Here is a 26,682-nt window from a genome sequence, read left to right as displayed (position 1 = left end):
ATAATCATTTGGATTGTTTTGAAGTATATTCAAGGTCTGTCCGGAACTTTCCTGCTATAATTTCGTGTATTCGGGCTGCATGAGCAGAAAAATTTCCGAAATCAGTGACATCTACCCACTGGATATCCTTCATATGGCGAAACCACGAGAGCTGTCGCTTCGCAAAATGACGCGTATCCCGTTTTAGCCAAGTCACCGCCTCTTCCAAAGACACCTCTCCCCGCAGGTAGGAGGATATCTCTTTATAGCCTAGACCTTGCATGGAGATGGCATCGCTTCGCACTCCCCGTTCCAATAAGGAGGTTACCTCAGCAACAAGCCCTTGATCGAGCATCCCGTCAATTCGGTCTTCAATACGTTTATATAGCATTTGCCTATCCATTGTCAAACCTACGATGCAGAGTTGGTAGGGAGATTCCTTTTTTTGACTGGCAAGTTGAGAGCTAAGTGTCGTTCCGCTAACATGGTAAATTTCCAGCGCCCGAACGACACGACGACGATCATTAGGATGCAGACGAAGTGCACTTTCGGGATCAACCGCCTGTAGTCGCGCATGAAGCGCCTCGGCTCCAAACTGTTCGGCATAGTCAAGCTGTTCCTGACGAAAAGCTTCGTCAGCACCCACCTCGGAAAACTGGTATTCATAGCAGACTGATTCCACATATAGTCCCGTTCCGCCTACGATAAACGGTAGCTTTCCTCTGGAGTGAATGTCAGGTATGAGACGCCGACAATCTTCCTGAAATTGAGCTACTGAATATGGGTATTCAGGCTCATGAATATCAATTAAATGGTGCTTGATTCCTTCCATTTCCTGTTCGGAAATTTTGGCAGTTCCAATGTCCATATGACGGTATACCTGCATGGAATCCCCGGAAATAATTTCCCCGTCAAATTGTCGTGCCATCTCGATGCTTAGTTTCGTCTTGCCGACCGCAGTCGGGCCAACAAGAACAAGTAATTTAGGCTTAGGTGCCGCTGTCAATATCAATCACTCCGTACACTGTTTTCGTTGTGCCCCGTTGCTCCACACGGAAGCCGAGGCGGGCAAACTCCCCGCTACCTCGTTTTTCTTTCAATACTATTGTTTTTCGTGCAATCCGTTTCGCATGAACAATACTTTCCTCATTCAACGCGTCTGGGTTAGCCAGCCCTCTCAATGGACCGATTGCGCTGGAATCGAGCAACGGATCACGGAACATCGGGTCAAAATAAATAATATCTATACTGCGATCCGGCAAGCTACGCAAATAGTCCAAATGATGACCAAAACGAACGTCAATGTTAGAAAAGGCCTTATCTACTACAGCGTTGCCTGAACGGTAATGCCTCATTCCATCCTTGATTAAAGCATAGACGGGGAAAGAACTCTCCACAGCCGTGACTTGTCCAGAGCTTCCCGTTCCAATTGAAAATAGAAGAGAATCCGTACCGAGTCCTGCGGTGCAATCCAGTACGGTATCACCCGGGACGAGCCGGGCAGCCGTCAACATCGGGTCAGGTTCACCCTTTAATACCCGTTTGGCGCGAATGAAACCCATACTCGGGTGAAAAACCATCGGTGGCTGTTCCGGGCTAATCAGCCTCACTCCTCCCTGCACCAGTACCAAAGCCTGGTGGACTCTGTGAGCCGCGATTAGCTTAGCTACCGATATGCCGCGACGAGGGGCATACAGCACCCCCAACTCGGCTGCAAGCAGCTTCGCTCGCTCCACAACCTCAGCCGAGGGGGAATCCCCTGTCGTGACCAGTAATTCGACTTGCTTCTCCCGTAGCCTCGACCGTTTTTCTTTTTCACGGTTTTCCCGATCCTGCAACATAAATAAACTCCCTTACATTACTCTTTTAAACAGCTTCTCTAAATCATATGTGGAAAAGGAAACCACAATAGGTCGCCCATGAGGGCAAGTATATGGTTGTTTGCACGCTGCCAAACGCTCTAGCAGCACGACAGCCTGTCGGTCAGTCAGCTTCTGGTTTGCTTTAATCGAGGCCCGGCAGGAGCACATGATCGAGGCTGCTTCTCGCAGCTTAGCAAGATCAATGGCTCTTTCCTCCAGCACCCATCCTGCCATTTCCTCAATTACATCCGCTTCTTCTCCTTGGGGGAGCCAGTACGGATAAGAGCTGACACGGAAGGTTTGACCGCCAAAATGCTCCAAATACACCCCTGCCTGTTCAAACCAGTGCAGCCTTGTTTTCAACTTTTCCGTTTCGGAAGGCGTAAAATCCAGTGTAATTGGCAGTAGCAGCTCCTGCGATACTGACTCGGGATTGCCGAATTTTTCATAATAAAATTCGTAATTGACCCGTTCATGCGCGGCATGTTGATCAATTAAATACAAGCCCTGATCGTTCTGCGCAATCAGATATGTCCCATGGTGCTGACCGATTAAATTCAGCTCAGGAAAAGTAGGCAACTCTGGAGCTTCTCCCGACACCGCTGCCAATTGTCCGGCATTCAGACGTTGCTGACGCGGCTTCTGATCCGCGAAATGACGGGAATCAGTAGCGTTTTCTGCAATCGGCGACACAGAAGTTTGGTAAGCAGCAGAAGCAGCCGTTTCCTGTATCCCTCCGCTATACAAGGAAGATGTACCAATTGCGGCAATATCTCCTTCGGACGATTGTACAGCCGTCCTATCAGGGAGCGACATTCCCTCTCTAACTTCACTCCCGATGTTTTCTTCCACAAAATCTGCATCCAGTTCATCATCACTAACACTTTTACCTGAAAGAGTGTTTGCCTGTCCAATGGCTGAGAGGCTATCCCTGCTCGGACGTTGCTCACGCTCCTGGCTCTCCGACGAAGCCTCGGAAAGTGGCAGTGCTCCTTCCCGGTCTTTGCCGGAAGAAGTATCCCCTTCCGCACCATTTCCCTTCGAGAAGTGAAACTGCTCCTGCACGAACGAGCCACTATCCTTGGCGCCGATTTCGCGTTTGACTGCCTTGGGGATCAACACCTGCTGCCCTAAAACAGCTTTTACCGAATCCTCGACCAACTGAAACAGTTCGGTTTCCTTGCTGAACCTCACCTCTAGCTTGGCGGGATGAACGTTAACATCCACCAAAGAAGGATGCATTTCCAGTTGGATCACAGCCAGCGGAAAACGATTGATCGGCAATAAGGTATGATACGCCTTGAGCAACGCCTGATTGAGCCCGTAGCTACGCACAAAACGTCCATTCACTACCGTCGATATCGCATTCCGATTCGATCTGGTCCACTCTGGGCGGCTGATATAGCCGCTAATTCGGTAATCGAGGCTCTCTCCTTCCAGCAGTAGCATGGACTTCGCCGCAGAAGTTCCATAAATAGCGGCAATCACCTGGAGCAAATCACCATTACCCAACGTTTGCAACAATGTATTGCCATTATGCCGCAATGTGAAGGCAACTTCCGGGTGCGAAAGCGCCATTCGGTACAATACATCCGAAATGTGTCCCAGCTCCGTCTGGATTGTTTTCATATATTTCAGCCGTGCAGGCGTATTATAAAACAGCTCCCGTACGGTAAAATCCGTCCCTTGCCTACTAGCGGCATCCTCGTAAAGCACCAACTTACCGCCCTCAATCACCAATTTACGGGCACGCCCGTCATCTCCGGCTGCTGTAAGCAGCTCTACTTTCGATACAGCCGCTATACTTGGCAACGCCTCTCCCCGGAAGCCGAGACTTGTGATCTGAAACAGGTCGCGACCATGTCCGATTTTGCTTGTCGCGTGCCGATAGAATGCCGTTTCCACGTCTTCAGGCTCAATGCCACTTCCATTATCCGTCACCCGGATACTTTGCAGGCCGCCCTCTTCTACCCATACGTCCACCCGCGTACCGCCTGCATCAATCGCATTTTCCACCAGCTCCTTCACGACGGAGGCTGGACGTTCCACGACCTCACCGGCAGCAATCTGGTTCGCAATATGCTCATCCAGTACTCGAATTTTAGACATCCTTTTAACCTCCTCCTGACTTCAAAGTGTGATGAAAAATAGGAACGTCACTTATTTTTACTACAGGCCATTGGCCTTGTTTTTTAATTCATTTAACAGCTGCATCGCCTGTAAGGGAGTCATATTCATGACATCAGCGTTTTTCACCTTACGCAAAATTTGGCGCACAATCGGATTAGCCTCTACCGTCTCTGGGTGTAACTTGGAGGCGGTAAGCTCCTGCTCTCCGAAAATGGACAGCTGTACCACTTCGGTTGCTCCTTGCTCCAACGCGCTGGAATCTTCCACAGTCTGTAGAGTATCTTCTTTTACCAGAGTGGCCTGCTGTGATAAAGACTGGGCTTGTGATGCAGTTTCTCCGCTTTCTCGCAATGTCTGGCCTGAATTATTTTCGGTCAAAGAAGAAACATCTTCTGTCCCTGAAACTGTACGAAGGTCAGTCCCTTCCTTCCCTCCTGCTACTGTATCGGTGCCTGCCGTTACTTGAGCCGCCGCCTGCTCAAAACCATACAGCAGTCCATTCGCTCGCTCAATAATGTTATTTGGCAAACCTGCAAGCCGAGCACAATAAATACCGTAGCTACTACTAGCTGCGCCTGGTATGAGCTTGCGCAGGAAATTCACCTTGTCGCCGCTTTCCTGCACGGCCATGGAGTAATTTCGCAGCGAAGACAGACCTTGCTCCAAATGCGCCAGCTCATGGAAATGCGTAGATACCAGCGCCTTACAGCCGATTGTGTCATGGACAAATTCGATGACTGCCTGTGCAATCGCCATCCCTTCACTGGTGGACGTACCTCGTCCCAGTTCATCAATAATGATCAAGCTTCGCGGAGTTGCCTTGTCCGTCATTACTTGGATATCTGCCATTTCGACCATAAACGTACTCTGCCCGCCGATGAGATCATCCGCAGCGCCGATCCGTGTGAAAATGCGATCCAGCATCGGCACCTTGGCACGTGCAGCCGGGACAAAGCAGCCAATTTGAGCCATGATTGCAATGAGTGCGACCTGACGCATATACGTGCTTTTCCCAGCCATATTCGGACCAGTGATAAGTAGAATATGCGCGTCGGCTTCCTCCAACACCGTGCTGTTGGCGATAAAACCGCCATCTTTCATTACGGCTTCCACAACGGGATGCCGCCCCTGTTCCACTACGAAATCATATCCTGTTGTCAGCTCAGGCTTAACGAATCCTCGTTCCGCACTAACCGATGCCAACGACTGATACACGTCAATTTCAGCTACTTGCTCTGCCAGCTTTTGCAGACGGGGAATTTCAGCGTTCAGTTTACTGCGAAGCTCGGAGAAAAGCGAGTATTCCAGATCAACCATTTTATCCTCTGCTTCCAGAATCAGAGATTCCTTTTCCTTCAACTCCGGTGTGATATACCGTTCCGCATTCGCCAACGTCTGTTTGCGTTCATATCGACCTTCCGGTAATGAAGCCAAATTGGATTTGGTCACCTCGATATAATAACCAAATACTTTGTTGTATCCAATTTTGAGCGACCGGATGCCCGTTGCTACACGTTCCTTGGCCTCTAGCTCAGCGATCCAACGCTTACCATTCACACTCGCCTCGCGCAGTTCGTCCAGACGCTGATGGTAGCCTTCCTTAATAAGACCTCCATCCCTTACGGAAATCGGCGGTTCATCCGCCACTGCTTCCTCAATCAACGCGCACAGGTCTGTACAACTATCCAGTGTTTGTGCAATCCGTCTCAGCGTCTTCGAAGGAGATTCAGCGCACAGCTCGCGTAAAGACGGAATTCGGGCCAGCGACAGCTTGAGAGCGATCAGATCACGTGCATTAGCACTACCAAAGGCGATCCGTCCAACCAGACGCTCCAGATCGTAAATCTCTTTAAGCTGAGCACGTACATCCTCACGGAAAATAAACTGATGGTATAGCTTGTCCACCGCCTCCAACCGTTCCTCAATTAGACTGCTGCTCAACAGCGGCTTGTCGATCCAACGACGCAACAGGCGCGCTCCCATGGATGTCTCTGTGCGATCCAACAACCACAGCAGCGAGCCCTTCTTGGAGCGTTCGCGTACCGTCTCCACTAGCTCCAGATTCCGGCGGGTAAACGGATCCAGAATCATAAAATGGTTTGGCTCAAACACCGAGATTTGGGTCAATTGGCCCAACGATCTTTTTTGCGTTTCATTTAAATAGGAAATCAGGCGCGATACACACCGTCTGCGTTCCTCCGTAAGCCTTGCCCACGTGGCTTCGCCAAATTGATCTCGCACAAGATCATCCTTGGATTTATCCCAAGCCGTATACACAACACGCCGTCCAACGGGGGACATACGGGATGTCACGAAATCGAGCAGATGGCCATCCCCCAACATTTCAGACGGCTCATAAATGTTAATTTCATCTAGCAGCCATTCTTTCGAATCAGGTACGGAGGTCACATATAACTCACCTGTTGACAAGTCGCACGCCGCCAGCGCCAGCATCCCGTCCGTCTCCGTGACACATACCATGTAGTTGTTGGATTTGTCACCCAGCACCTTACCTTCCATTACCGTACCCGGGGTTACAACGCGGACAATATCCCGCCGCACCATCCCCTTTGTAGCTGAGGCTTCCTCCATTTGCTCACAGATGGCCACCTTATAACCCTTCTCAATGAGGCGCTGTATGTAATTTTCCGCTGAATGATAAGGCACGCCGCACATCGGAATTTTTTCCGTGACGCCACCCTCACGACCCGTAAGTGTAATTTCCAGCTCCTTGGATGCAAGAATTGCATCATCAAAAAACATCTCGTAAAAATCTCCCAGGCGGAAAAACAAAAATGCATCTTTGGCCTGCTCTTTTATGGATAAGTATTGCTCAATCATCGGTGTATATTTAGACATACCGTTTACTAACCCCCACACTTTGTTCCGTTTAAACTTATAATTACCTCTCATTATATCAAAAATGACAGTCGATAACATGAAACCATCTTGGGTGTCGACACTTGACTTTACGAAAGCTTCCAATACGGGCGCAAATCCCGCGATTCATCCCATTGTTTCCCCTCGCGGAGGCTGTCCAGCAATGGCCCTACATAATCTTCATATTGCGAGTATATCTCCAGTGAAACCATATCCAAAATAAGAGGTTCCATATACTCCTTAAGCACAATCTGGTTTCCTTCATAAAAAGCTCTGTGAGCCTCCTCTTCACCCAGCGGCCTACGTTGCAAACGGGGATATTGAGAAGCAATGAGAAACGCCATTCCAATCACACCTTTCGCTAGCTGTGGCGAGATTAGAAAACTGGGCAGTGTACGATATTCAAAGCCTCCGTACGATTGGCGGCGAAAATCGCCCAAATTGCCATAATGCGGTCTGCGCCGGGCCGCGCGCTTGTCTTCCAGTAGCGCCAAAGGCAGCGCCAAATAGTTATCTAGTGCCCGGAGCAAGGCACCGTTTAGCGGAACCCCGCTGAAATGCAGATGTCCACCCAGCGGAAAACCTGGTTGCGGCATTCCACCCGCCTGCCAGATGAGCGTACGATCGGCAATGCGCCGGGCTGCTGTTGCAAAAGCTTGACGCAGGTGCTTCAACAGACGGGCCGGATCTCCACTCGGCGCAGGACGAAGCTCAGCTACCGGATAGAGTGTTCGTCCCCGACGGGTAACGGCATCGCAGCCTGCTATGCCTAGACGGCCCAAATATCTTGATGCCGGAACGACCCGTCCCTCCGGCATACGAACCAGTACAAATTCGGGGTCCATTCCGATTAGTAATCGATCTCTCCCTCGTTCCGCTGAAAGATCCTCCCCCTCAACATCCCCTTCACGCGCAGCAACTTCATATAACGTGGCCAAACGTCCATCGTTCAGCCATGGCTGTGCCAAGACTACGCGCACCTGACAGTTACGCTCCCCCAGCGGCGTGAGCACCACCTCACCACTGTCCAAACCCAGTGTGTACAACGCACGTACAGCCAGCCGCTCCATCCGGACATAGAGCGGTGAATGTTGATCCAGCGCAGACAGATCATATGCGCGGACTTTGGAAGGCCCTTCGATGGCACGTCTACGAATTTCCAGCACCCGCAGTTGATGGATTTGCACCGCGTAGCCTATCGCAAAATCTGCTGTGCTGCCATCCATCCAACGAACTGATATGCCTGAACGCTCCAGTCTACGCTTTTTTTCATCATTCGGCATCTGTCTGAAGCGTCTGAGCGCCTGTCCCGGCTGCTGCATCATATTCCCCCCTACGGACTACGTTACAGATTTCAACCCATAACAACAAAAAAGGAGGGCCTTTGCCCCCTGCGCAGAATCAGCCGGCGCAAAGAGTAAAGCGGCCCTCTTTTTGGTTACTTCTGTCAGAGCTCGTCGTCAATGAGGTCGGGGTCGAGCTCCTCATAGTCCCCCTCTTCCGCTCCAAAATCAAAGTCCTTGTCAAAATCGTCACTGCTGCCATTCGGGAATACTTCTACAACAATCTTCGTTTCCGCCACCAGCTCCACCGCAAATTCCCGCTCGACCCGGATCATTACGCTGCCACCCCCAGAAGACACACTGGCCTCGACGCAACTCGGCTCCTGTGTAGCTTCGGCGGATACTTCCACTGTAGACGCCCGGTGCTTCGGATCAAGATACGAGAGCGGCACATTTTCTACGTACGACACCGTTTCTTTAGCCACATCGGTCTGCGAGTTTTTATCGTATGAGTACCAAATATTGATATCATACGTCCCGACGACCTCAATGCCGTCCCCAGCCGCCACAGCTTCATACTGGTGGTTAATAATCCATGCCCCCAATATGCTGGTCGGATTATTCGGCGGAGTTACGGTATGGGTTACGGTAGAGAATCTGCGACCTTTACCACAGATCGCTTTGGTAATAATCTCTCTACGATTTTTATGACTTAATGCCATTCTTGAACCTCCTCCATACAATCAATCATTCCATACATATGTATGCAGGTTGTGGGCGAATGTTGAGTGAATAGGCGAAAAGGAAAAAATATTATTTGTATAAGCATATGCCGCAATGGCTTGAACTCATGCACGCCAATGTGTTACATGCTGCTCAACGATCTGTAAAAATTCGCTGAGAGCCGGGGATTTCCACTTTTTCGTGTGATAAGCGACCTGAGTAGCCACCTGCTGTTCACTGTCATCCCAAGCTAAACGCGCCATTTTACCTTCTCGCAGCTCATTTTGTACCGTAACCAGAGGAAGCAGCGCAATACCCAATCCAGCCATGACACACTGTTTGATGGCTTCAATGCTCCAAAATTCCAGGCTAGGGTCTGCAAAAATACCGTGTTTGTTCAAATACTGTTCAAAAAGGATACGGTACGTACATCCTGCCTCCGTATGCAAAATGGTTTCGTCCTTCAAGTCGGCAGGCTCTACCCGTGTATAGGTAACCAGCGAATGCTTAAGTGGCGCAACCAATGCCATCGGCTCGTGAATAAGCGTGGTGACATTTAGTTCCCTGTCCTCCGTCTCAGGCTGAAGCAAAAAAGCCAAATCCAGCTCACCAGAACGGATCAAATCGCGTAATTCCCAGCATTCGCCGGGTTTAAGGACAATTTTAACCTTCGGATACCGTTCCCTGTATTCACGGATCAGACTCGGTAGACGAAAAGCGGCCAGCGACTCTGGTGCTCCTATTTTCAGCGTGCCCGCCAATTCTGTTTCTGAACGTAGTGCATCCTTAGCCATAGCATGCATCTTGGAAATTTCCTGCGCATAGGGCAGCAGACGTCGTCCGGCATCCGTCAGCATGATTTTTTTGCCAATGCGATCAAAAAGCGGCGTACCCAACTCTGTCTCTAGCGCTTGAATTTGAGCAGTGATACTCGACTGTGCATAATCCAATATACGCGCTGCTCGCGTAAAACTGCCTGCCTCAACCACATTTAAAAAGGTAAACAAATGCCGCGATTCCATAATCCGCTCCTTCAATCGTTTTTTTCGATGCAAGCAATCGTTATATTCCGTTTTTCCGATAGATTGATTATCTGATAAGCTGAAGGAAATAACAAGAGAAAGAAGGCTTTTCTGCATGACAAATGAAAATAAACTTCAATCCACCATTGGTCTTCCGCAGGCCATTGCACTCTATATCGGAGCTGTGCTGGGTTCGGGAGTATTGATTGTACCTGGTCTTGCCGCCCAAATGGCGGGACCGGCATCGCTGCTGGCATGGGGCTTTATGACCCTGCTCATCCTGCCAATGGCACTTTCCATGGGGCTTCTATCCGCCAAATTCCCGAATGCGGGAGGGGTATCGCATTTTGTCACGTTGGCCTTTTCACCACGTGCCGGTGCTTATATCGGGTGGTTTTTTCTCATGTCGGTTCCGATTGGGGCACCTGTTGCCGCACTCACCGGAGCCGGCTATATGACCGCTGCCATGGGCTGGGGAGAGGAAAGCCGCATTATGTTGGCCGCTGCTATGCTGGCGGTGGGTCTGATCATTAACTGGATCGGCATGAAGGTCGCGGGACGTATTCAAATCGCTGTCGTCATAGCTATCGTTGCTGTCCTTATATTCGCCATTGCCGCAGCACTTCCTCAGATGAAAACAGTGCACTTCACGCCGTTTGTTCCACATGGCTGGCTCCCTGTCGGTCAAGCGGCCGCGATTCTGTTCTGGTGCTTCATCGGTTGGGAGGCCGTATCCCATATGTCGGAGGAATTCACCAATCCCCAGAGGGCGGCTGTTAAAGGCGTGACCATTGCGGCCGTCATCGTCGGTTTGCTTTACTTCCTTACTGCGCTGGCTACTGTCGGTACACAAAGTTACCTTGCAGGGGATTCGGATGCTTCGCTCGTATGGGTGATCAGTCGGGCTATCGGGCCATGGGGCGCAATAATTGCCGGCTTGACGGGTATCTTTATTTGTACCGCTACTATTATTGCTTATGTTGGTGCCGCCTCACGTGTCGCTTATGCTTTATCCCGGCAAGGACAGGCCTTTCGCTGGATGGGCATGTTATCCCAACGTTTCCATACTCCCATCGGAGGCATCGCTTTTCTTAGTGTTTGCTTCGTGATCATTATGGTTTTGTACGGTAGTGGTGCTGTTTCACTCACTAACCTGATCCAGTTCCCGAACGCCACCTTCATTCTGACCTATCTAGGCGGTTGTGCAGCAGGAATTAAGCTTCTACGTGGTAGTCGCTGGGGGGTTACCATTAGTTGGATATCGTTCATCTCTACAGCGGTCGTTTTTCCCTTTGTCGGGTGGGCTATGCTTTACCCTTGCCTGATTACCGCTATCTTATGGATCACAGACCGAATTCGGCACAAACGGACTTTGTCTATTCCGGCTTCTGCCATCACAGAACAAGAAAAGGCTACTGTCCGTCATTGACAGTAGCCGCTCAAGGCCTTTACTCTAATTTTTCACTGGAGTAGGGGCCTTGTCCTTTTTGGCAATTTTCAAATACTGATGCAGCTCATGTGTAAGCTGCAATAGTGCCGAACGAATCTCGAACTCCTCCCGAGTCGCGGGAAGCTCCATTCCTTTAAATTCCTCACGAACCTGCTCCAGTAGCTTCTCGGTCTGTCCCGTATAATGTCCAGCCAAAACGTCATTGCTGAGCTGGTCAAACAGTTCGGCCAGAAGCTTGGCCTGCGGCATGTGCTGATACATTTGCGCGATTAACTGCATCATATTTTGAATCGAATCCAGCTGTTCTTTGCGCATATAAAAATACACATTCCAGCCCTCTTGAGGACGAAGCATCTGATTTTCCAATGAACGCCCCGCCTCAGTTACCCCTTTGGCTATAACGCTGTTCGCCTCAATAACTTCCTTGCCATCCCATATGTATGCCGGACTACGCAGCGTATTGGCCATATTTCTGAATATAACGGAAAATGTCCGATCCACCTCCTGCCGGATTTGTTGCATTGTATTATCAGAACGCGGCATATAGGCCAAATTGACGACCATTGCGGAACCCAGTCCAATCACCAGCAGAGCTAGCTGGGTCAGCAGAACCTCCATATCAATCACACCGCCGCTAAATACACGAAAAACCACAACCGAACCTGTGACGATGCCTTCCTTAAAGCCCACCCGTACAATGACCGGAAACGCCGTTAAAATATATAATGCCAGTACCCAATCATGGAATCCGAATACAACAAACAAAACACAAGCAAAAAGAAGCCCCACGACGGATGCAAAAAATCTCGCCGAAATGGTCCGGAGACTTCTCTTGCGTGTGACATCCACCCCTAAAATAGCCAAAAGCCCTGCCGAGGTGGCTCCATGAATGCCAACACCCTCCGCAATAAGTACGGCCATTAATGCGGCAATAGCCGTTTTAATCGTACGAAAGCCCATGAAAAAATTCTGTCCTCTCTAGATGAAATCTGTTTCCGCATTTTGCATAATTCGAAATTTATGCAAAATGCTCATTTTCATAAATTTTAAGTATTTTCATTTTTCATGGTACTTTATTTTCACGTTTTACACAAATATTCAGAAATTTATGATTACCGATGAGGACGACCAGAAAGCAGACGATGCTCCACATACACGACCGCCTGATACATCAGTGTAGCTACGACAGCAATGATCAACAGACTGGACATGACCAGCGTGAAATTGAATACCTGAAAACCATAAATAATCAAATAGCCCAAGCCGTTTTTAGCCACTAGAAATTCACCAACGATCACCCCAACCCATGCCATACCGACATTCACTTTCAGCGTAGAGACGATTGCGGGAAAGGATGCAGGCAAAATCACCTTTTGAAACGTATCACGGCGCGATCCTCCAAACGTGCGAACCACTTTGATCAGATTCGAATCGACTTCCTGAAAGCTGTTGTACACGACTAACGTCGTAATGATGACCGTAATGGAGAGGGTCGTCATTAGGATAGCGGTAAATCCCGCCCCAAACATGACGATAAAAATCGGACCCAGCGCCACCTTGGGCATACTGTTGAACACGACCATATAGGGGTCCAGCACCTTTGACAAAAACGGTGACCACCAAATAAGTACAGCCAGCAGCGTACCCAGCAGTGTTCCGAGTAAAAAACCCGCCATGGTCTCTCCCACAGTGACACCTACATGCCCCCATAATTCACCACTGACCGCATCCTTGCCAATCTGGATAAATATTTTGCTCGGGTAGCTGAACAACAATACATCAATCCACTTCAAACGCCCCGCAATTTCCCATAACACAAACAAAAGCACTAAAATAGCTGTCTGTACACCTGTCACTAACCACCGTTGCGAACGCCTGCTACGTAAATACGCCTGATGCAGTCCTTGAATCCAACGTTGCTCAAGCTGATCCGCTTCGTCCTTCATACTTTAACTCACTCCTTTGCTCCCGAAGCCTCCAGTTCACCCCATATTTCATGAAAAAGCTCATTAAAGCCCGGCTGCTCGCGTGCATAAAAAGGCTGAGCTTCCCGGATGGAGTCCGGAATCTTGAAGGTACGTCGTATATGACCAGGATTTCGACCCATCACTATAATTCGGTCACTGACCGCAATGGCCTCGGCCAAATCGTGTGTGACTAAAATAGCCGTTTTCCCCCGCTCGCGCAAGGTTTCCGCAATCAGGTCTTCCAGCTGTAACTTGGTTTGATAATCCAGCGCGGAGAACGGCTCATCCAGCAGCAGCAGTCCCGGATTGGTCGCCAGCGTCCGTACCAATGCCACGCGCTGGCGCATTCCCCCAGACAACTGGGACGGATGCAGATGCTCTTTTCCTCCCAGACCCATGCCTTCCAGCAACAGCCGCGTCCGCTCACGCGCAGCTTCATCTACTCTGTTGCCTAGTTCCAGACCCAACAATGCGTTATCCATTATCGTCCGCCACGGGAACAGATAATCCTGCTGCAACATGTAACCGACCTCTGGACTCGGACCACTTACCGGCTGACCTTGTAACATGACTTGGCCTGCCGCTGGACGCAGCAGCCCGGCGATCATGGACAGGATCGTCGTTTTGCCGCAGCCGCTTGGACCGACCAAACTGACAAACTCCCCTGTCTCTACGGAAAAATCGATATTCTCAACCGCCAGCGAAGCTTCCCGATCCGTTACATACACATGCGTCACTTGCTCCATTCTCACCATCGGGATCGTCGCGTCCGAAGTGAGAGAACTCCGTTCCTCCATCATGACGAACCTCCAGCGTCAATACCTGCATCCGTAGCTTCAGTTGGGCTCTTTTTCACAGACGGCTCTGTATTCCCGGTAGAGTTTGACGAAATCGCCTGTTTTGCAAAGCCTGGGTTCACCAGCTTATCCAATGCAACTGGACTTTTCAGCTCTCCTGCCGAGGTCATGACATCCTGTAAGTTCTTCCATTCCCTTTCCTCAATCACCGGGTTCAAAGCATAGGTACTCTGTTCCTTGTAACGCTTGATACTACTCGTCAAAATAGCTAATTCTGTATCTTTAAAATAGGGCGTGATCGCTTCAGCAATCTGTTCAGGTGAATGCGTAGCAATCCACTGCTGTGCCCGATATACTGCGTTTGTAAATTTCTGAGCGGCCTCGCTATTTGTGTTCAGGTAGCTTTGCTTAGCCATATATACCGTATACGGCAACTCGCCACTCTCCACGCCGATGGAGGCAACTACTCGCCCACGGCCTTCCTTTTCAAAAATAGATGCCTGTGGCTCAAACAGCTGCACATAATCCCCTGTACCGGAGCCAAAAGCAGAGGCAACATTGGCAAAATCAATATTTTGAATCAGCTTCAGATCCTTATGAGGATCAATGCCGTGTTTGCGAAGCGTAAATTCAAGTGACATTTGTGGCATTCCGCCCTTGCGTTGCCCCAAAAAATTTTGTTCTTTCAGCTTTTCCCAGTCAAAGCTATCCTGCGTTTGACGGGCAAACAAAAAGGTTCCGTCCTTCTGCGTCAGTTGGGCAAAATTAATGATAGGGTCCTCTGCTCCTTGCTGATACACATAAATAGATGTTTCCGCGCCGATAAGCGCGATATCCGCCTGATTGGACAACAACGCCGTCATCGCCTTGTCCCCCCCAGGTATCGTTGCCAGTTGGACATCCAGTCCCTCCTGAGCAAACATCCCCTGGCTCAAGGCTACATACTGCGGCGCATAAAAGACTGTACGGGCTACCTCGCCCAGTCTGATCTCAATCGTCTGCTCCCCTTTAGGGGCGCACCCACTGAGCAACAGTAATCCGAGTAGTGCCGCAGCCACCACAGCTTTGAAACGAGCGCCGTTTTTCATCCTTGTTCCCTCCCCACCTTTTTACATCGTTGACTTCATATATTGTTATGCGGCTGTCGATATAATCGTTAATCGCATACAAAAACCCCGCGTTCGCCCAAGGAACGCGGGGTAGATGCATATATGATTACTTTAGAGTTTCTAAATCACAGCTTGTATATGGAGGTATATTTCTCTTCCAGATAGTCGGCGAGATAATCCGGGTTCAGCTCCTCGCCCGTAATGGCTACAATTAACTCGGACGGCGTCCGGCTCTTGCCGTAACGATAAATCCGTTCGGTCAGCCATTGCTTGATTGGCTCAAGCTCTCCAGCGGCAATCAACTCATCCAGATTTGGCAACTCCTTGCGTAGCGTCGCCAAAATTTGCGCTGCATACATATTGCCAAGCGAGTAAGAAGCAAAATAACCAAAATCACCACCAGACCAGTGAACGTCCTGAAGTACGCCCAGCCCGTCATTCGGTGGAAGAAGCCCCAGGTATTCCTTATATTTCGCATTCCACACCTCGGGGAGGCGCTTCACGTCCAGCTTTTCATTAAACAGCATTTTTTCAATTTCATAACGGATAATGATATGTAAATTATATGTTAGCTCATCCGCTTCAATACGAATCAGTGAATTTTCCACACGGTTGACTGCCCGGTAGAATTGCTCTGCCGTAACCTTTGCCAAACGATCAGGAAAATGCTTTTGCAAATCATCGTAATACCGATCCCAGAAAGCACGACTGCGTCCGATTTTATTTTCCCACAAGCGGGACTGGGATTCATGAATCCCCATAGAGGTTCCTCCAGACAGTAGTGATCCTGCCAGCTCTGGAGCAATATTTTGTTCGTACAGCGCATGACCTCCTTCATGCAACGAACTGAAAATAGCACTGGTTACATCATCTTGCAGATAATGAGTTGTTATACGCACATCACCTGGATTTAATCCTGTTGCGAAAGGATGTACACTCTCATCCAAACGACCTGCGTCAAAGTCATACCCCATCTGTCCTAAAATGAATAGGCTGAACTTCTCCTGCTGCTTCACATCAAACACACCATCTAAAAAGCTCTTATCCGGCTGGTTCGATGAAGCCTGAATTTTAGACAATAGGGGCACAAGACGCTTTTTGAGACGATCAAACACAGCATCCAGCTTTTCAACCGTCATCCCCGGCTCATATTGATCCAAAAGCGTGTCATACTCTGTATCCTTAACACCCCAGTAGCCGATAAACTCACGCTTCATGTCTACGATTTTAGACAAGTACGGTTCGAATCCAGCAAAATCGCTATGTTCCTTTGCGTCCTCCCACTTGCTCTCTGCCTGCGCCGCAAGAATGCTATAATCCCGATATCGGTCTGCCGGAACCGAACGATTCAGGTCATAATTTTTGCGGCATTCCTCCACCAATCTGCGATCATTGTCCTCCAATTGCTCCAGCTTGTCTTCTGCGGCAAAAAATTGCAGCAATTGTCCCATTTCATCCGAGATCATCAGCTTGAACATTTCAGTGGACAGCATACCCAACGTCTCCGACCGAATGTCAACGCCCTTGCGCGGAGCACCTGTCCGTAAATCCCATTGCAGCAGGCCTACGGCTTCGCCATAACTGCTGACTTTGTGTGAAAGTTCCTTTAAAGCCGTCAATTGATCCAATGTCTGTTGCGCCATAATAGAGGTCACCTCTTTAACTTAAAATGATTAAAACTTTACAATTCCTATACTTGATGATACTTATATTAAAAAGTATAATCAACACACACCATGTACGACCAGCTCCTAAGACCTGAAACAAACGTTGGGCTGTACACATCAAACTTTATTAGAATCTGGAGGGAACAATCGTGGATCACATCAAAGAAATTTTGGAGTACAATCGTGTTTTCGTAGAAAACAAAGAATACGAGGCCTATAGAACAGGCAAGTTCCCCAATAAAAAAATGGTCATTATTACTTGTATGGATACACGGCTAACGGAGTTACTCCCTAAAGCTATGAACCTGCGCAACGGTGATGTGAAAATCATCAAAAATGCGGGTGCGATTATTTCGCAGCCCTTTGGAAGCGTAATGCGCAGTGTGCTAGTCGCCCTGTATGAGCTGGGAGCAGACGAAGTAGTCGTCGTAGGCCATTATGAATGCGGCATGGCTGCATTAAATGCTGACCACATGATCAATGAAATGCTCGATCGTGGAATTTCGCAGGAAGTGCTGAATACATTAGAAAATTCAGGTATTAAGCTAAATAAATGGTTAAAAGGTTTTGACAACATTGAAGAAGGGGTAAAAACTACGGTGAAGCTTATTAAAAATCACCCCCTTCTCCCCCCTAATGCGCCTGTTCACGGCATGGTTATTCATCCGGATACAGGAGAGTTAACGCTTGTCGTTGACGGGAATGAACAGTAAACAGTATGCGCTTCGGTAGAAAGTTGCCAGGGTAGATTAAGTTCGTACATACGAGCTTAATCTACCCTCTTTTTATGAAAAAAAGCGCATATACGTGCAGAATGACTGGAGCCAATTTTGGCTAACCTGTGAACGACCTGTCTGAAAGTTGTCAAACCATACAGTTTCAGTGTACACTTTTCATGAAGCTGCAGAATACCTGCGCAGAGCTGTTACAACCGTTACTTTGATGGATGAAGGAGATAAGATCTATGAATTTACTATCGTATGGTCTGTTGGGGCTTCTCGCCAGAGAGGAATCCTCCGGCTATGATCTGATGTTGCGTATCCAGCCTTTTTGGCAGGCCAAGCACAGTCAGATATATCCGCTACTGGCCCGTATGGAGAGCAAGGAACTGCTAGCCTCCCGTTGGATTCAGCAGTCTGACAAGCCCGATAAAAAAATGTATACCATTACCGACAAGGGAATCCATATGCTTCAGCAATGGTCTCAGGAAGCGTTGGCTGCTCCGGTTACACGGGACGAATTAAGTCTTCGACTGTTCTGTCTCTGGTTGACGGACAAAAGTAGTGCCAATCGCATGCTGGAGGAACGCAAACGTCATTTTATTCAGAAAATCCGGCATCTGGAGGATATTCTGAACGACATTCCCGCAGAGAATTTACATTTTGGCAGTAAGAACTTCGGTGACTACATTTTAGTGCAAAAAGGGCTCATGAATGCTAAAGCAGGTCTGGAATGGTGCCAAATGGTTCTGCGCATGCTACTTGCCGGTGATGTCAGAGCGGACACTAATCCGTTTTCACTTAAACCGCAAAGCTGAATGCTTTTGTCAATTCATGCATAGGATTATGTAACGTTATCCTTTAATTTTTAAAATTTTAAATTCTTTGAAACCCTTTTCCATGCAATTCGTATTACTGGTAAGCGGTTGTTTAACCTATAAAAACAATTTACTAAGGGGGATTCTATTTACATGAAAAAAACATTTACTTTGAAAAATATGATGATGCTGATGATGGCTTTTACCCTACTCATTGCTATGATCGCACCATCTACAGCTGATGCAAGGCGAGGCGGCGGGTTTAAATCCGGGCCAAAATCATACCAATCCACACCAAGCAAGGCGAATGACAGCAATGGCATCAATAAGTCAGATAGCGGAACCAAATCAGGGGCAACTGCTGGTAATACAAGCAGAACTGGTGGATTCCTTGGCGGTGGCGGCGGATTCCTGAAAGGTATGATGCTGGGTGGTTTGGCAGGCATGCTCTTCGGTGGATTGTTCGGCAACATGGGCGCATTGGGTAGCTTGCTTGGCCTTGCCGTCAACGTTCTCGCCATTTATGTCCTGATCATGATTGGAGTTGGTATCTACCGTGCGATTAAAAATCGTCGCAGACCAGATGATTCCCGTGGAGGACGTTACTAAGCTATGATTTTGAGTATGGATGAGATTGTCAACGCCATTTGCCTGCATATGGCTGAACGCAAAGGTGTCCAGCCCACCGATGTGACAGTAGAATTAAGCTGGGAAGAGGATACAGGTTATTCAGCAGAAGTCCATGTACAGGGCCGCAGCCAATATCTGGTGGAAGCCAATATGATTGAAGCTATTCTGAGATATCTGTATTCCGAATACAACATTCGTGCCTATCGTGAGCAAATCAGATTGGATCTGGATGAAGAAATTACCGCAATTGTCCAAACTTGATTATATCGCATAGGATAGTCGTACAAACTTGATATAAAACAGAAGAACCGACCTTTGCTTGATGCAAGGGGCGGTTCTTTTTTTGCTCGTTTCTCTAACAGATATCATGGTTGCTAGGAGTATTACATCTAGACCAAGGAAAGCCCCAAATATGAAGGCTGATTTAGTAAGGATACCCGCGAGCGTCCTTTCCATACATATTTTTGGGTTATATGGATTTATTTCCTCTATGAATAGCATGTCTACTAAACGTGTGAAACCGAAGATACCTGTACCTGCGGCACCCTTTCAAGCAAGCCACTACCGTACATTTCCCGAAACGGCTGCTCCTCCATATGAATATAGCCGATATAGCAGCCGCATTCTTTCATCCGGCACGGCCGCTTGGTACTCAGACCCTCAAGACCATCCCTGTATAAGTGTCCAAGCACCCGTCGATCCTGATAGCAGTGTTTTACTCGTCCGTCCCCTTGGACATAAAATACATCTTCTCCGGCGCGACATGCTCGTCCCTGACTGCTATAATCCTGTAAATTCCATGGAAAATAGGGGTCTATCGTAGTTAATTCAGCAACCTCAGCATCTGTATAATAATGTGGTCGATCCTTGTAGGCGTTGATCCACAAATAAACATCCTTTGGAAGTTGCGATCGCAAGGAACGAATAGCCGGGAATGCCTGTCTTAATCCGACGGTACCAACACTATAGGAAATACCAATTTCATATAACTTCATAGCCTGCGATATAAAAGTTTGCTCTCTCGTCTCTCCAGGGTGATATGTAGCCCACAGTGCAGCAGCCTCTGGATTTAATTCTTTCGTCCAATCCAGCTTAGTCGATAGATTCGTCTGTACCGCCACTTTTTCCACATGCGCCATGTGGGAAAACTCAATCATGGCTGTGCGATACCAGGAATGAATCAAGGCTTCTCCATACGGATTAAAAAAAATGGAGAGACGATGTCCCAAAGCGCCCTGTTCCCGTACCCAATCGGCAAAACGTTCCAACTGCGCCCGATCCTTGTTCAACGTTTCCCGACTATCGACGTTTTTGCTGAACGGGCAGTAAGGGCAAGCATAGTTGCACGAGGTCAACGAACCACGATAATATAAGGTCGCTCTCATGCGCCTACATATCCTTCCATGCGCTCACGTACTGAGGTGGAGATCATCCAGTCCCCAATCGCATCGGAATAGGCTATTCCTTCCTCCGTAAGTCGTAGCGTGCCCCCCTCAACAACAGCCATACCAGATTCCAGCAGCAACGACATTCCTGTAAAATCGTCCGGTAGGGAAACACCGAAGCGCTCTGCATAGGCAGATAGCCCCAAACCTTCCCGATGAAGAAGTGCCTTCAGGATAAAGCGTCGCTTACTCTCATCCTCATTTAAAATAAAGCCGTAGTCAGCCAGATCATGGCGTTCCGCAGCAACATAATCTGCGATAATACTACGCGTAGCTGCTGCACTAACACCATAACGGCTGGCATAGTGGACATTGCGTGTATAGGAGCGTGCACCACACCCCAGACCAGCCATACCTTCCTCCTGACAACTATAGGGCAAAAGCTCTTTGCCGGATATACTATCATTTTTAGCAAAACGGCGCATTGAATATTGTACATATCCTGTCTGTCTGAGCCGTTCGCGTGCTACTTCATACAAGCTTAGGCGAATATCATGATCCAGCCCGGTATAGCCCGGCTTTAAAATCGTATTTTCTCGAATATATAACGGGTAAAGAAAAATCTCTCCTGGCGAGTAAGACAGGGCTTCCTCCAAAGAATACAGCCAGGTTTCCACCGTTTGACCGGGCAGACCGTAGATCAGATCCACGTTCAACAAAGGAAAATTGTATTCCACCAGCCGCTCAAGTGCTTCTCTAACAAGCTTGGGCTTCTGAGGTCGGTATATGGCGGCACTTTCTGATTCCACAAAGCTCTGGATTCCCATGCTGACACGATCTGTCCCGCGGCGCTTGAGCACTTCAAGCCTATCCTCGGTCACAGTATCGGGAGAGGTTTCCACCGAAATGGAAGCTCGTTTAGGGTCCAGTCCCATAATATTTTCCGCAATGTTAAACAAGCGCTCTACCAAAGAAGCCTCCAGTAAGGTCGGTGTACCGCCGCCGATCGCAAAACGCGAAAAAGGCCTGCCGCCCATAATTGGCGCCCATTTCCGGGCTTGTCTTTCTAGCGCATCCACATACTCCTTATGCACATCCAAACGCTTGTCCGGCAAAGTGAACAGGTTACAAAATCCACAGCGAGCCGCGCAAAACGGAATATGCATATACAAAAAATAGCTTTCTAACTCCTCCTTCTCCCACAACTCCTGCAATGAGAGCGGTGTATCAAACGAACGATAGGCCGTTTTATGCGGGTAGGAGTACAGATAGGAGCGGTAGGGAGCTTCACGGATCGTGCGCGCCCATTCAACAGGACTTTCAGGCCAATGAAACCTAGACGGTGCTAAGTTTGTGTCCATCCCCGAAGAAGTATTGGCTGCTGCTCCCGTTGGAAGCGGGTGATTCAGATTCATGGCTTTCATTTCTGCTCCCTCCTCGCGCTGGATTGATTTTTCGATATTTTACCAGTGCAGTCTATGTTTCTTTTTGTCCTACAGTATAAATTCGCGGTAAGGCACATTCCATACGACCTCATGCGCCAGACGATGCCCTTCATAGCCGTCCTCCCCATAAGCCGTACCATGATCGGAAAAAGCCATACAAAACGTCTTGCCCCGATTTCTAAAAGCATCAAACAAGCGTCCAATTTCACCATCCACATACCGCAAGGCTGCTCGTTGAGACTCCACTGAATCTTTTGCAGAGCCCTTCACAAAATAATGATTAGGCCCGTGGATCGCTGATACATTCAGAAACAAAAACAAGCGCTGTGCCGGGTCCGTCTTCTCGAGCAGCTTCAAGGCATGATTCACCTGATGCTCCGTCGAACGGGGATTGGTAACGCCAAAGTTCATACGCCAGTAACTTTCTTGAAAATACCCCGGCAGCACCTTGGCCAGCTTATTTTTCTTTGTAAAAAAAATAACGCCACCGATGCAGATGGTCCGATAACCTTCACCCTCTAGCCCGGACACGATATCCGGGGCATCGAACAACCACGTATTTGGATGCGTGCGCAGTCCCGTATCCTTTGTGTGAAACAAGCGGATGTGTGAAGTCTTATCCGTATTCGCCGGAGTCGGCAAAAATCCGCCAAAAAAAGCATGATGTGCAGCATAGGTAAAGCTACCCGGTGAATGGCGCTTTTCCCACGAGCCGGAGCCGCACAAATTCGGACAATTCTCTTCCTCCAGCTTTGCTACATCATAACGCAGTGTATCAAGCGTAATCATGACAATATCATGAGAGCCGACAATTTGGTTCATATCAATCATCATCTGTCTTTCCTTTCCAAAGCCACACTCCTATTCGCGAGATGCAACATTTCCCATTCATACGGATTCCAACCCTGATGTTCAACCCGGTACAGTAAATCACCGAACGGATTTACATCCAGCACGTAAGGTCGACCGCCATGAGCCGGAACCAGCACATCCAGTCCAGCAACCATGGAGGCCGGAAAAACATTCATGGCGGCTTTCGCAGTAAGCTGGACCGATTCCACCGTACTCTGTGGTAATCTAGCTTCCTCTAGCGAGAGCCGCTCATTACGCAAATGCAGATTGGTAATGGGGCTGTGGCTCAAACGTAAAACCGCATGGCAAGCTTCTGATCCGCACACGAGTTGTCGCACATCATAAACTCGTCCGTTAAGGGTTGCTTTGGGAATCCAGCGCTCCACATGTACCCCTTCCAGGCATAGCCAGTTAAGGATGGCATGAATGTCCTGCTTATCCGTATAACGACGCAATCGTCCGGCATTATAATACACACGCTGTCCGTGTATGATTTCCGTTCCAATCGTGGTCACCGCCAGCTCTGCGTGTGTCTGGGGATGTACCTGATAGGCCATGACACCAGAAGCACCCGACCCGCAAAATATTTTCACAAATACGCGGTGAAACCCACTCTCCTTCATCGCCGTGTGCAGATCGACAACATCACGAAATGCACCGCCTGAAGATGTAAGCACTGGCGGGACCCTTATGTCCGCCTTGCCTAATACGACGCTACAACGCCGTTTGTCGAACATCACGGCCACTTCCGCCGGATCGTTCATCCAGCGCGACGAGGGCCATAGCAGAGCCACTTCATGCCGCAGCCAGGCCAGCAGACGGCAATAACCCCGGAACCATTGTGCCGGGTGCCAAATACGACCGTGCTGCTCCTGCAGACGTCGCGCTTCCGCCGCCGATATACCTGTGCCTTGTGTCCATTCGGGCCATGGCAACAGAGAATCGTCCCCCTCACCATCCGAGGCGCCCAGAGCAATCAACTCACGCTCTACCTCAAAGCTTTCGCCCGGTGCATCCAGACGAAGCAGCGGACCACTGCCCACCTGCCCCGCTAGTAACTGATCAATGCTCTCTTGCACAAAGGCACTGCCATTCACGCTATCTTGCGTAGCTTGTGCAGCTATTCGCATTATCAGCTCGCTCAGACCTTGTTTCTGCCCAATGGCTTCCAGCACATCTTTATAGGAAACCTCCAGAGCGGGCGGAAGCATTAATCTGCTTCGCGCCTCCTGCAGCCCCGTAGTTCGACGATTCCCCGGATTACCGAACAAGATAAACGGCTCGCTGACATTACAGTCTGACATCCTAACCATAGAGCCGCCTCACTTTAGATCATTTTAATTTTGAAACAGTCCGTTTTAGAAATCCATTTGAACAAATTACTCAGTCAGTGATGGATAGCGCCAATCATCTTCCTCATCCGCTTCTTGTTGATCTTCCACGTCCACAGATAGACCCGAGCTTTTCCAACGTTGCATCATTTCAGTAGACATATAATGATAGCTCAAATCCAGATGCTTCAGCCCTTTTATACTTTCACTAGCCAGCAGCGCTTCCGCACCTTTATCAGACAACGTACCTTGTGAGAGATCCAGCACTTCCAGTTGTCCAATCACAGGGGCATTAGCTGCTGCAATTGCAATTTTATCCTGTATTTCACTATCTTTGAGTCCCAAGTATGTAAGTTTGGGAAAAGGATTGCTGTCCAAAAACGGCAAAACATCTTTCAGGTTACCGTCAAAACCATAGTCCTCGACACCCAAATACAGTTCCAGCTTGCGCAGTTCAGGCAGTTCGGCATTACGTATTTGCTGAAGAACCCTCACAGGCAGGCCCCCACAAATAATAACCAATTCCTGAAGATGGTTATGACGAAGTGGCTCCAAGCTCAGGTCCTGGCTTCCTTTGATATGAAAGGACTCCAACGCTGGAAACGCTTCTAACAGCGGGGACAGATTCGTTTGGTTAATCCATGAAACCTCACACTCATCATATTCCATATCACCGATAAACAGCTTGCGTAACTTAGGAAATTGATCTTTAAGCTTCACTAACACCGGGATAAAATCCTCTGGTGAATTTTCATAGGCTCCGCCCCAATCCCCAATGATCAGATCCGTAACTTCCGCGCTCTCCGGCTTGGCTGCCAGTTCCTCAATCGATTTTGCCATCGTTTGGCCATTCTCATAAGCTTCAAAATCCACTACCAATTTAACTTCCATCTTACAATTCCTCCGATCACTTAGCTGAGAATGTAATAAATCTCGTAAACTATCTATTTCCAATTTAGTCTATCTTATTATACTAATGTTCGTCAAAAATAGTCCCTTGCCGACATCAATCCTATGTAAAATGTGCTCAATGAAATAAAAACAAGACAGACCGCTAACCGGGCTGTCTTGCGCATATGTCCATAATAAACTTCTACTATTATATAGTACGTAAGTTTAGAGCCAAATTATTGGCTAATTGTAATCGGTGAGTTATCGGACAGCAATGCCAGATTATTCACGATCACATTCTCTTCATTGCTCAATCCACTGGTAACCAGTGTTTGTGAACCTGTCGTCTGAACGGTCTTCACTTCCTTGCGTTTCGCATGGTCTCCGTTTACAACATATACATATTCTTTACCTTGATCCTTTTGAACTGCTGCAGTAGGAACAACAATGCCTTCTTGCGCATTGGCAGCGACAAAGCTGATATCAGCCAACATGCCGGATTTCAGTTTTATGTCTGGATTCGCTACTGAGATTTTTACAGGATAACCTTTTCCATTTGCATCCAACGGGCTTACATTTTTAACCGTACCTGTTGTCACAATGTTGGAAGCTGCAACACGAACCTGTACCTTGTCACCTGCTTTTACATTGTTGATCTGTTCCGCTGGGACATAGATCAATGTATTGACCGTACTCAGATTTGCAATGACCAGCGCAGGAGACTGAGCGGATACCATTTCGCCTACTTCTGCATTTTTCGTACCCACAATACCGTTGATCGGTGATGTAACGACGGTATCATCCAATGCATCCTGGGCAATGTTCACATTCAGCTGAGCCTGCTTGAGAGATTGTTGGCTAGACTCGATGACCGCAGTATTTTGAGATACTTTGAGCTGATTTTGGGCATTGCTGTAGCCACTATTGGCATTACTGTAGCTATTTTTTGCTGAATCATAGCTGTTGCGAGCTGTAGTTAGGGCCTTCTGAGCAGCTACCAACTGATCTTGTGCATTAGCCTGTGCATTTTTCGCATTATTGTAAGCCGCTTCCGCATTCACAACAGCTGTTTTTGCTTGTTCTAATTGTGCTTGGGTGCTCGCACCTGCATCAAACAGACTTTGTGTACGTGTTACATTTTTCTGTGCATCTGCCAAAGCTTGCTGCGTTTGTTTCAACGTATTGGCTGCCGAGGAGACACCATGTGTCGCTTGTTCTACGGCTGTAGTGGCTTGATTAATAGCCCCCTGTGCCTGATTGATTGCGCTTTGGGATTGAATCACACCGCTCTTGGACTGCACTAAGCCCGAGTTCGCTTGAACCATCGTCGATTCGTGGGATGCTTGAGCGGTACTTACTCCGGCTGCTGCCGCAGCAGCTGCGGCGCGGGCTTTAGCAACATTATTCCGCATATCCTTATCATCAAGCTTGAACAGTACTTGACCTTTTTTAACCTCCGAGCCAATATCCACAAGCAGCTCAACCACTTTACCGCCCACTTTAGGCACGATGTTCACGGTCTCCGAAGGTGTTACCGTTCCTGTATAAATATTTCCCTGTCCGATGATACCCTGCTGTGCTTGGCTGATTTTAACCGGAACGACCATCTCCTGAGCCGTCCCGCTATTACTGGAGCAGCCTGCCAGCACTGCGCCGCCGAGCACTAAAGCCGCTAATGTACTTTCTACTCTCAATATTTTCATGATAATTCCCTTTCTTTCTGTCCGTGGAAATAATGTAAG

Annotated in this window: 23 protein-coding genes; 5 read left to right on the top strand and 18 right to left on the bottom strand. The window is 48.5% G+C overall.

The genetic code is table 11. From position 1 onward, the window contains the following. Positions 1–4: 4 nt before the first annotated feature. The 7 genes from miaA to AC6EJC_RS07790 all read right to left on the bottom strand — a co-directional run bounded on the left by miaA (position 5) and on the right by AC6EJC_RS07790 (position 9,879). On the bottom strand, positions 5–985 hold the full coding sequence (gene miaA / locus AC6EJC_RS07820; protein WP_444953468.1) for a tRNA (adenosine(37)-N6)-dimethylallyltransferase MiaA: 981 nt from the start codon (positions 983–985) through the stop codon (positions 5–7). Further along, positions 969–1,820, bottom strand: a complete 852-nt coding sequence (locus tag AC6EJC_RS07815) for a class I SAM-dependent methyltransferase (protein WP_444953467.1) — start codon at positions 1,818–1,820, stop codon at positions 969–971. The genes miaA and AC6EJC_RS07815 overlap by 17 nt, the downstream gene beginning before the upstream one ends. Positions 1,821–1,832: 12 nt before the next feature. Further along, a complete protein-coding gene (gene mutL, locus AC6EJC_RS07810) occupies positions 1,833–3,950 on the bottom strand; it encodes a DNA mismatch repair endonuclease MutL (protein ID WP_444953466.1) in 2,118 nt (705 codons plus the stop codon). Between the two features lie 60 nt (positions 3,951–4,010). Next, the gene (gene mutS / locus AC6EJC_RS07805; protein WP_444953465.1) at positions 4,011–6,830 is read right to left on the bottom strand and encodes a DNA mismatch repair protein MutS; all 2,820 of its coding nucleotides are present in this window, start codon (positions 6,828–6,830) and stop codon (positions 4,011–4,013) included. A gap of 110 nt (positions 6,831–6,940) precedes the next feature. Further along, positions 6,941–8,176: a putative amidoligase domain-containing protein gene (locus AC6EJC_RS07800; RefSeq protein ID WP_444953464.1), complete on the bottom strand. Its 1,236-nt coding sequence runs from the start codon at positions 8,174–8,176 to the stop codon at positions 6,941–6,943. A gap of 122 nt (positions 8,177–8,298) precedes the next feature. Next, on the bottom strand, positions 8,299–8,856 hold the full coding sequence (locus AC6EJC_RS07795; protein WP_013310588.1) for an outer spore coat protein CotE: 558 nt from the start codon (positions 8,854–8,856) through the stop codon (positions 8,299–8,301). Positions 8,857–8,982: 126 nt separating this feature from the next. Beyond that, the gene (locus AC6EJC_RS07790; protein WP_444953463.1) at positions 8,983–9,879 is read right to left on the bottom strand and encodes a LysR family transcriptional regulator; all 897 of its coding nucleotides are present in this window, start codon (positions 9,877–9,879) and stop codon (positions 8,983–8,985) included. Between the two features lie 115 nt (positions 9,880–9,994). Between AC6EJC_RS07790 and AC6EJC_RS07785 the strand changes: the two genes are divergently transcribed. After that, the gene (locus AC6EJC_RS07785; protein ID WP_444953462.1) at positions 9,995–11,308 is read left to right on the top strand and encodes an amino acid permease; all 1,314 of its coding nucleotides are present in this window, start codon (positions 9,995–9,997) and stop codon (positions 11,306–11,308) included. A 24-nt stretch (positions 11,309–11,332) separates the two neighbouring features. Here the strand turns inward: AC6EJC_RS07785 and AC6EJC_RS07780 are convergent, their stop codons facing one another. The 5 genes from AC6EJC_RS07780 to AC6EJC_RS07760 form a co-directional block, all read right to left on the bottom strand. Further along, positions 11,333–12,289 carry an aromatic acid exporter family protein gene (locus tag AC6EJC_RS07780; RefSeq protein WP_444953461.1) on the bottom strand — a complete coding sequence of 319 codons (957 nt, stop codon included), beginning with the start codon at positions 12,287–12,289 and terminating at the stop codon, positions 11,333–11,335. 152 nt (positions 12,290–12,441) lie between these two features. Then, positions 12,442–13,275: an ABC transporter permease gene (locus AC6EJC_RS07775; RefSeq protein ID WP_444953460.1), complete on the bottom strand. Its 834-nt coding sequence runs from the start codon at positions 13,273–13,275 to the stop codon at positions 12,442–12,444. 8 nt (positions 13,276–13,283) lie between these two features. Continuing rightward, on the bottom strand, positions 13,284–14,096 hold the full coding sequence (locus AC6EJC_RS07770) for an ABC transporter ATP-binding protein (RefSeq protein ID WP_444953459.1): 813 nt from the start codon (positions 14,094–14,096) through the stop codon (positions 13,284–13,286). Continuing rightward, positions 14,093–15,181 carry an ABC transporter substrate-binding protein gene (locus tag AC6EJC_RS07765; protein WP_444953458.1) on the bottom strand — a complete coding sequence of 363 codons (1,089 nt, stop codon included), beginning with the start codon at positions 15,179–15,181 and terminating at the stop codon, positions 14,093–14,095. Before AC6EJC_RS07765 ends, AC6EJC_RS07770 begins: the two co-directional genes overlap by 4 nt. Before the next feature lie 146 nt (positions 15,182–15,327). Beyond that, the gene (locus tag AC6EJC_RS07760; protein WP_444953457.1) at positions 15,328–16,845 is read right to left on the bottom strand and encodes a carboxypeptidase M32; all 1,518 of its coding nucleotides are present in this window, start codon (positions 16,843–16,845) and stop codon (positions 15,328–15,330) included. A gap of 173 nt (positions 16,846–17,018) precedes the next feature. Here AC6EJC_RS07760 and AC6EJC_RS07755 point away from each other — a divergent pair, with 173 nt between their 5' ends. The 4 genes from AC6EJC_RS07755 to AC6EJC_RS07740 all read left to right on the top strand — a co-directional run bounded on the left by AC6EJC_RS07755 (position 17,019) and on the right by AC6EJC_RS07740 (position 19,297). Then, positions 17,019–17,582: a beta-class carbonic anhydrase gene (locus tag AC6EJC_RS07755; protein ID WP_444953456.1), complete on the top strand. Its 564-nt coding sequence runs from the start codon at positions 17,019–17,021 to the stop codon at positions 17,580–17,582. Positions 17,583–17,833: 251 nt separating this feature from the next. Beyond that, positions 17,834–18,406 carry a PadR family transcriptional regulator gene (locus AC6EJC_RS07750; protein WP_444953455.1) on the top strand — a complete coding sequence of 191 codons (573 nt, stop codon included), beginning with the start codon at positions 17,834–17,836 and terminating at the stop codon, positions 18,404–18,406. A 153-nt stretch (positions 18,407–18,559) separates the two neighbouring features. Continuing rightward, a complete protein-coding gene (locus tag AC6EJC_RS07745; protein WP_322252551.1) occupies positions 18,560–19,015 on the top strand; it encodes a hypothetical protein in 456 nt (151 codons plus the stop codon). 3 nt (positions 19,016–19,018) lie between these two features. After that, a complete protein-coding gene (locus AC6EJC_RS07740; RefSeq protein ID WP_013310599.1) occupies positions 19,019–19,297 on the top strand; it encodes a YxcD family protein in 279 nt (92 codons plus the stop codon). 245 nt (positions 19,298–19,542) lie between these two features. On the opposite strand, the gene AC6EJC_RS07735 is transcribed toward AC6EJC_RS07740, so the two are convergent. From AC6EJC_RS07735 to AC6EJC_RS07710, 6 genes are all read right to left on the bottom strand, one after another. Next, entirely contained in the window at positions 19,543–20,421 is an 879-nt protein-coding gene (locus AC6EJC_RS07735) for an STM4011 family radical SAM protein (RefSeq protein WP_444953454.1), read from the bottom strand. After that, entirely contained in the window at positions 20,418–21,845 is a 1,428-nt protein-coding gene (locus tag AC6EJC_RS07730) for an STM4012 family radical SAM protein (RefSeq protein ID WP_444953453.1), read from the bottom strand. The genes AC6EJC_RS07735 and AC6EJC_RS07730 overlap by 4 nt, the downstream gene beginning before the upstream one ends. 69 nt (positions 21,846–21,914) lie before the next feature. Next, entirely contained in the window at positions 21,915–22,697 is a 783-nt protein-coding gene (locus tag AC6EJC_RS07725) for an STM4013/SEN3800 family hydrolase (RefSeq protein WP_444953660.1), read from the bottom strand. After that, positions 22,697–24,031: an STM4014 family protein gene (locus AC6EJC_RS07720; RefSeq protein ID WP_444953452.1), complete on the bottom strand. Its 1,335-nt coding sequence runs from the start codon at positions 24,029–24,031 to the stop codon at positions 22,697–22,699. Before AC6EJC_RS07720 ends, AC6EJC_RS07725 begins: the two co-directional genes overlap by 1 nt. Positions 24,032–24,097: 66 nt before the next feature. Further along, entirely contained in the window at positions 24,098–24,940 is an 843-nt protein-coding gene (locus AC6EJC_RS07715; protein ID WP_444953451.1) for an STM4015 family protein, read from the bottom strand. Between the two features lie 236 nt (positions 24,941–25,176). Further along, complete coding sequence (locus AC6EJC_RS07710) at positions 25,177–26,643, bottom strand: efflux RND transporter periplasmic adaptor subunit (RefSeq protein WP_444953450.1); 1,467 nt, start codon at positions 26,641–26,643, stop codon at positions 25,177–25,179. Positions 26,644–26,682: the final 39 nt, after the last annotated feature.

This window comes from Paenibacillus sp. TY11 (genome assembly GCF_059772165.1).
This window is presented reverse-complemented; position numbering and strand designations above follow the sequence as displayed.

Coding starts and splice junctions, on each gene's coding strand:
- AC6EJC_RS07715 (WP_444953451.1), bottom strand. CDS start 24,940: ATGGAAGTTAAATTGGTAGTGGATTTTGAAGCTTATGAGAATGGCCAA.
- AC6EJC_RS07725 (WP_444953660.1), bottom strand. CDS start 22,697: ATGATTGATATGAACCAAATTGTCGGCTCTCATGATATTGTCATGATT.
- AC6EJC_RS07745 (WP_322252551.1), top strand. CDS start 18,560: ATGAAAAAAACATTTACTTTGAAAAATATGATGATGCTGATGATGGCT.
- AC6EJC_RS07785 (WP_444953462.1), top strand. CDS start 9,995: ATGACAAATGAAAATAAACTTCAATCCACCATTGGTCTTCCGCAGGCC.
- AC6EJC_RS07790 (WP_444953463.1), bottom strand. CDS start 9,879: ATGGAATCGCGGCATTTGTTTACCTTTTTAAATGTGGTTGAGGCAGGC.
- AC6EJC_RS07740 (WP_013310599.1), top strand. CDS start 19,019: ATGATTTTGAGTATGGATGAGATTGTCAACGCCATTTGCCTGCATATG.
- AC6EJC_RS07815 (WP_444953467.1), bottom strand. CDS start 1,820: ATGTTGCAGGATCGGGAAAACCGTGAAAAAGAAAAACGGTCGAGGCTA.
- AC6EJC_RS07800 (WP_444953464.1), bottom strand. CDS start 8,176: ATGATGCAGCAGCCGGGACAGGCGCTCAGACGCTTCAGACAGATGCCG.
- AC6EJC_RS07730 (WP_444953453.1), bottom strand. CDS start 21,845: ATGAAAGCCATGAATCTGAATCACCCGCTTCCAACGGGAGCAGCAGCC.
- AC6EJC_RS07760 (WP_444953457.1), bottom strand. CDS start 16,845: ATGGCGCAACAGACATTGGATCAATTGACGGCTTTAAAGGAACTTTCA.
- mutS (WP_444953465.1), bottom strand. CDS start 6,830: ATGTCTAAATATACACCGATGATTGAGCAATACTTATCCATAAAAGAG.
- AC6EJC_RS07780 (WP_444953461.1), bottom strand. CDS start 12,289: ATGGGCTTTCGTACGATTAAAACGGCTATTGCCGCATTAATGGCCGTA.
- AC6EJC_RS07770 (WP_444953459.1), bottom strand. CDS start 14,096: ATGATGGAGGAACGGAGTTCTCTCACTTCGGACGCGACGATCCCGATG.
- mutL (WP_444953466.1), bottom strand. CDS start 3,950: ATGTCTAAAATTCGAGTACTGGATGAGCATATTGCGAACCAGATTGCT.
- AC6EJC_RS07750 (WP_444953455.1), top strand. CDS start 17,834: ATGAATTTACTATCGTATGGTCTGTTGGGGCTTCTCGCCAGAGAGGAA.
- AC6EJC_RS07775 (WP_444953460.1), bottom strand. CDS start 13,275: ATGAAGGACGAAGCGGATCAGCTTGAGCAACGTTGGATTCAAGGACTG.
- AC6EJC_RS07735 (WP_444953454.1), bottom strand. CDS start 20,421: ATGAGAGCGACCTTATATTATCGTGGTTCGTTGACCTCGTGCAACTAT.
- AC6EJC_RS07720 (WP_444953452.1), bottom strand. CDS start 24,031: ATGGTTAGGATGTCAGACTGTAATGTCAGCGAGCCGTTTATCTTGTTC.
- AC6EJC_RS07795 (WP_013310588.1), bottom strand. CDS start 8,856: ATGGCATTAAGTCATAAAAATCGTAGAGAGATTATTACCAAAGCGATC.
- AC6EJC_RS07765 (WP_444953458.1), bottom strand. CDS start 15,181: ATGAAAAACGGCGCTCGTTTCAAAGCTGTGGTGGCTGCGGCACTACTC.
- AC6EJC_RS07710 (WP_444953450.1), bottom strand. CDS start 26,643: ATGAAAATATTGAGAGTAGAAAGTACATTAGCGGCTTTAGTGCTCGGC.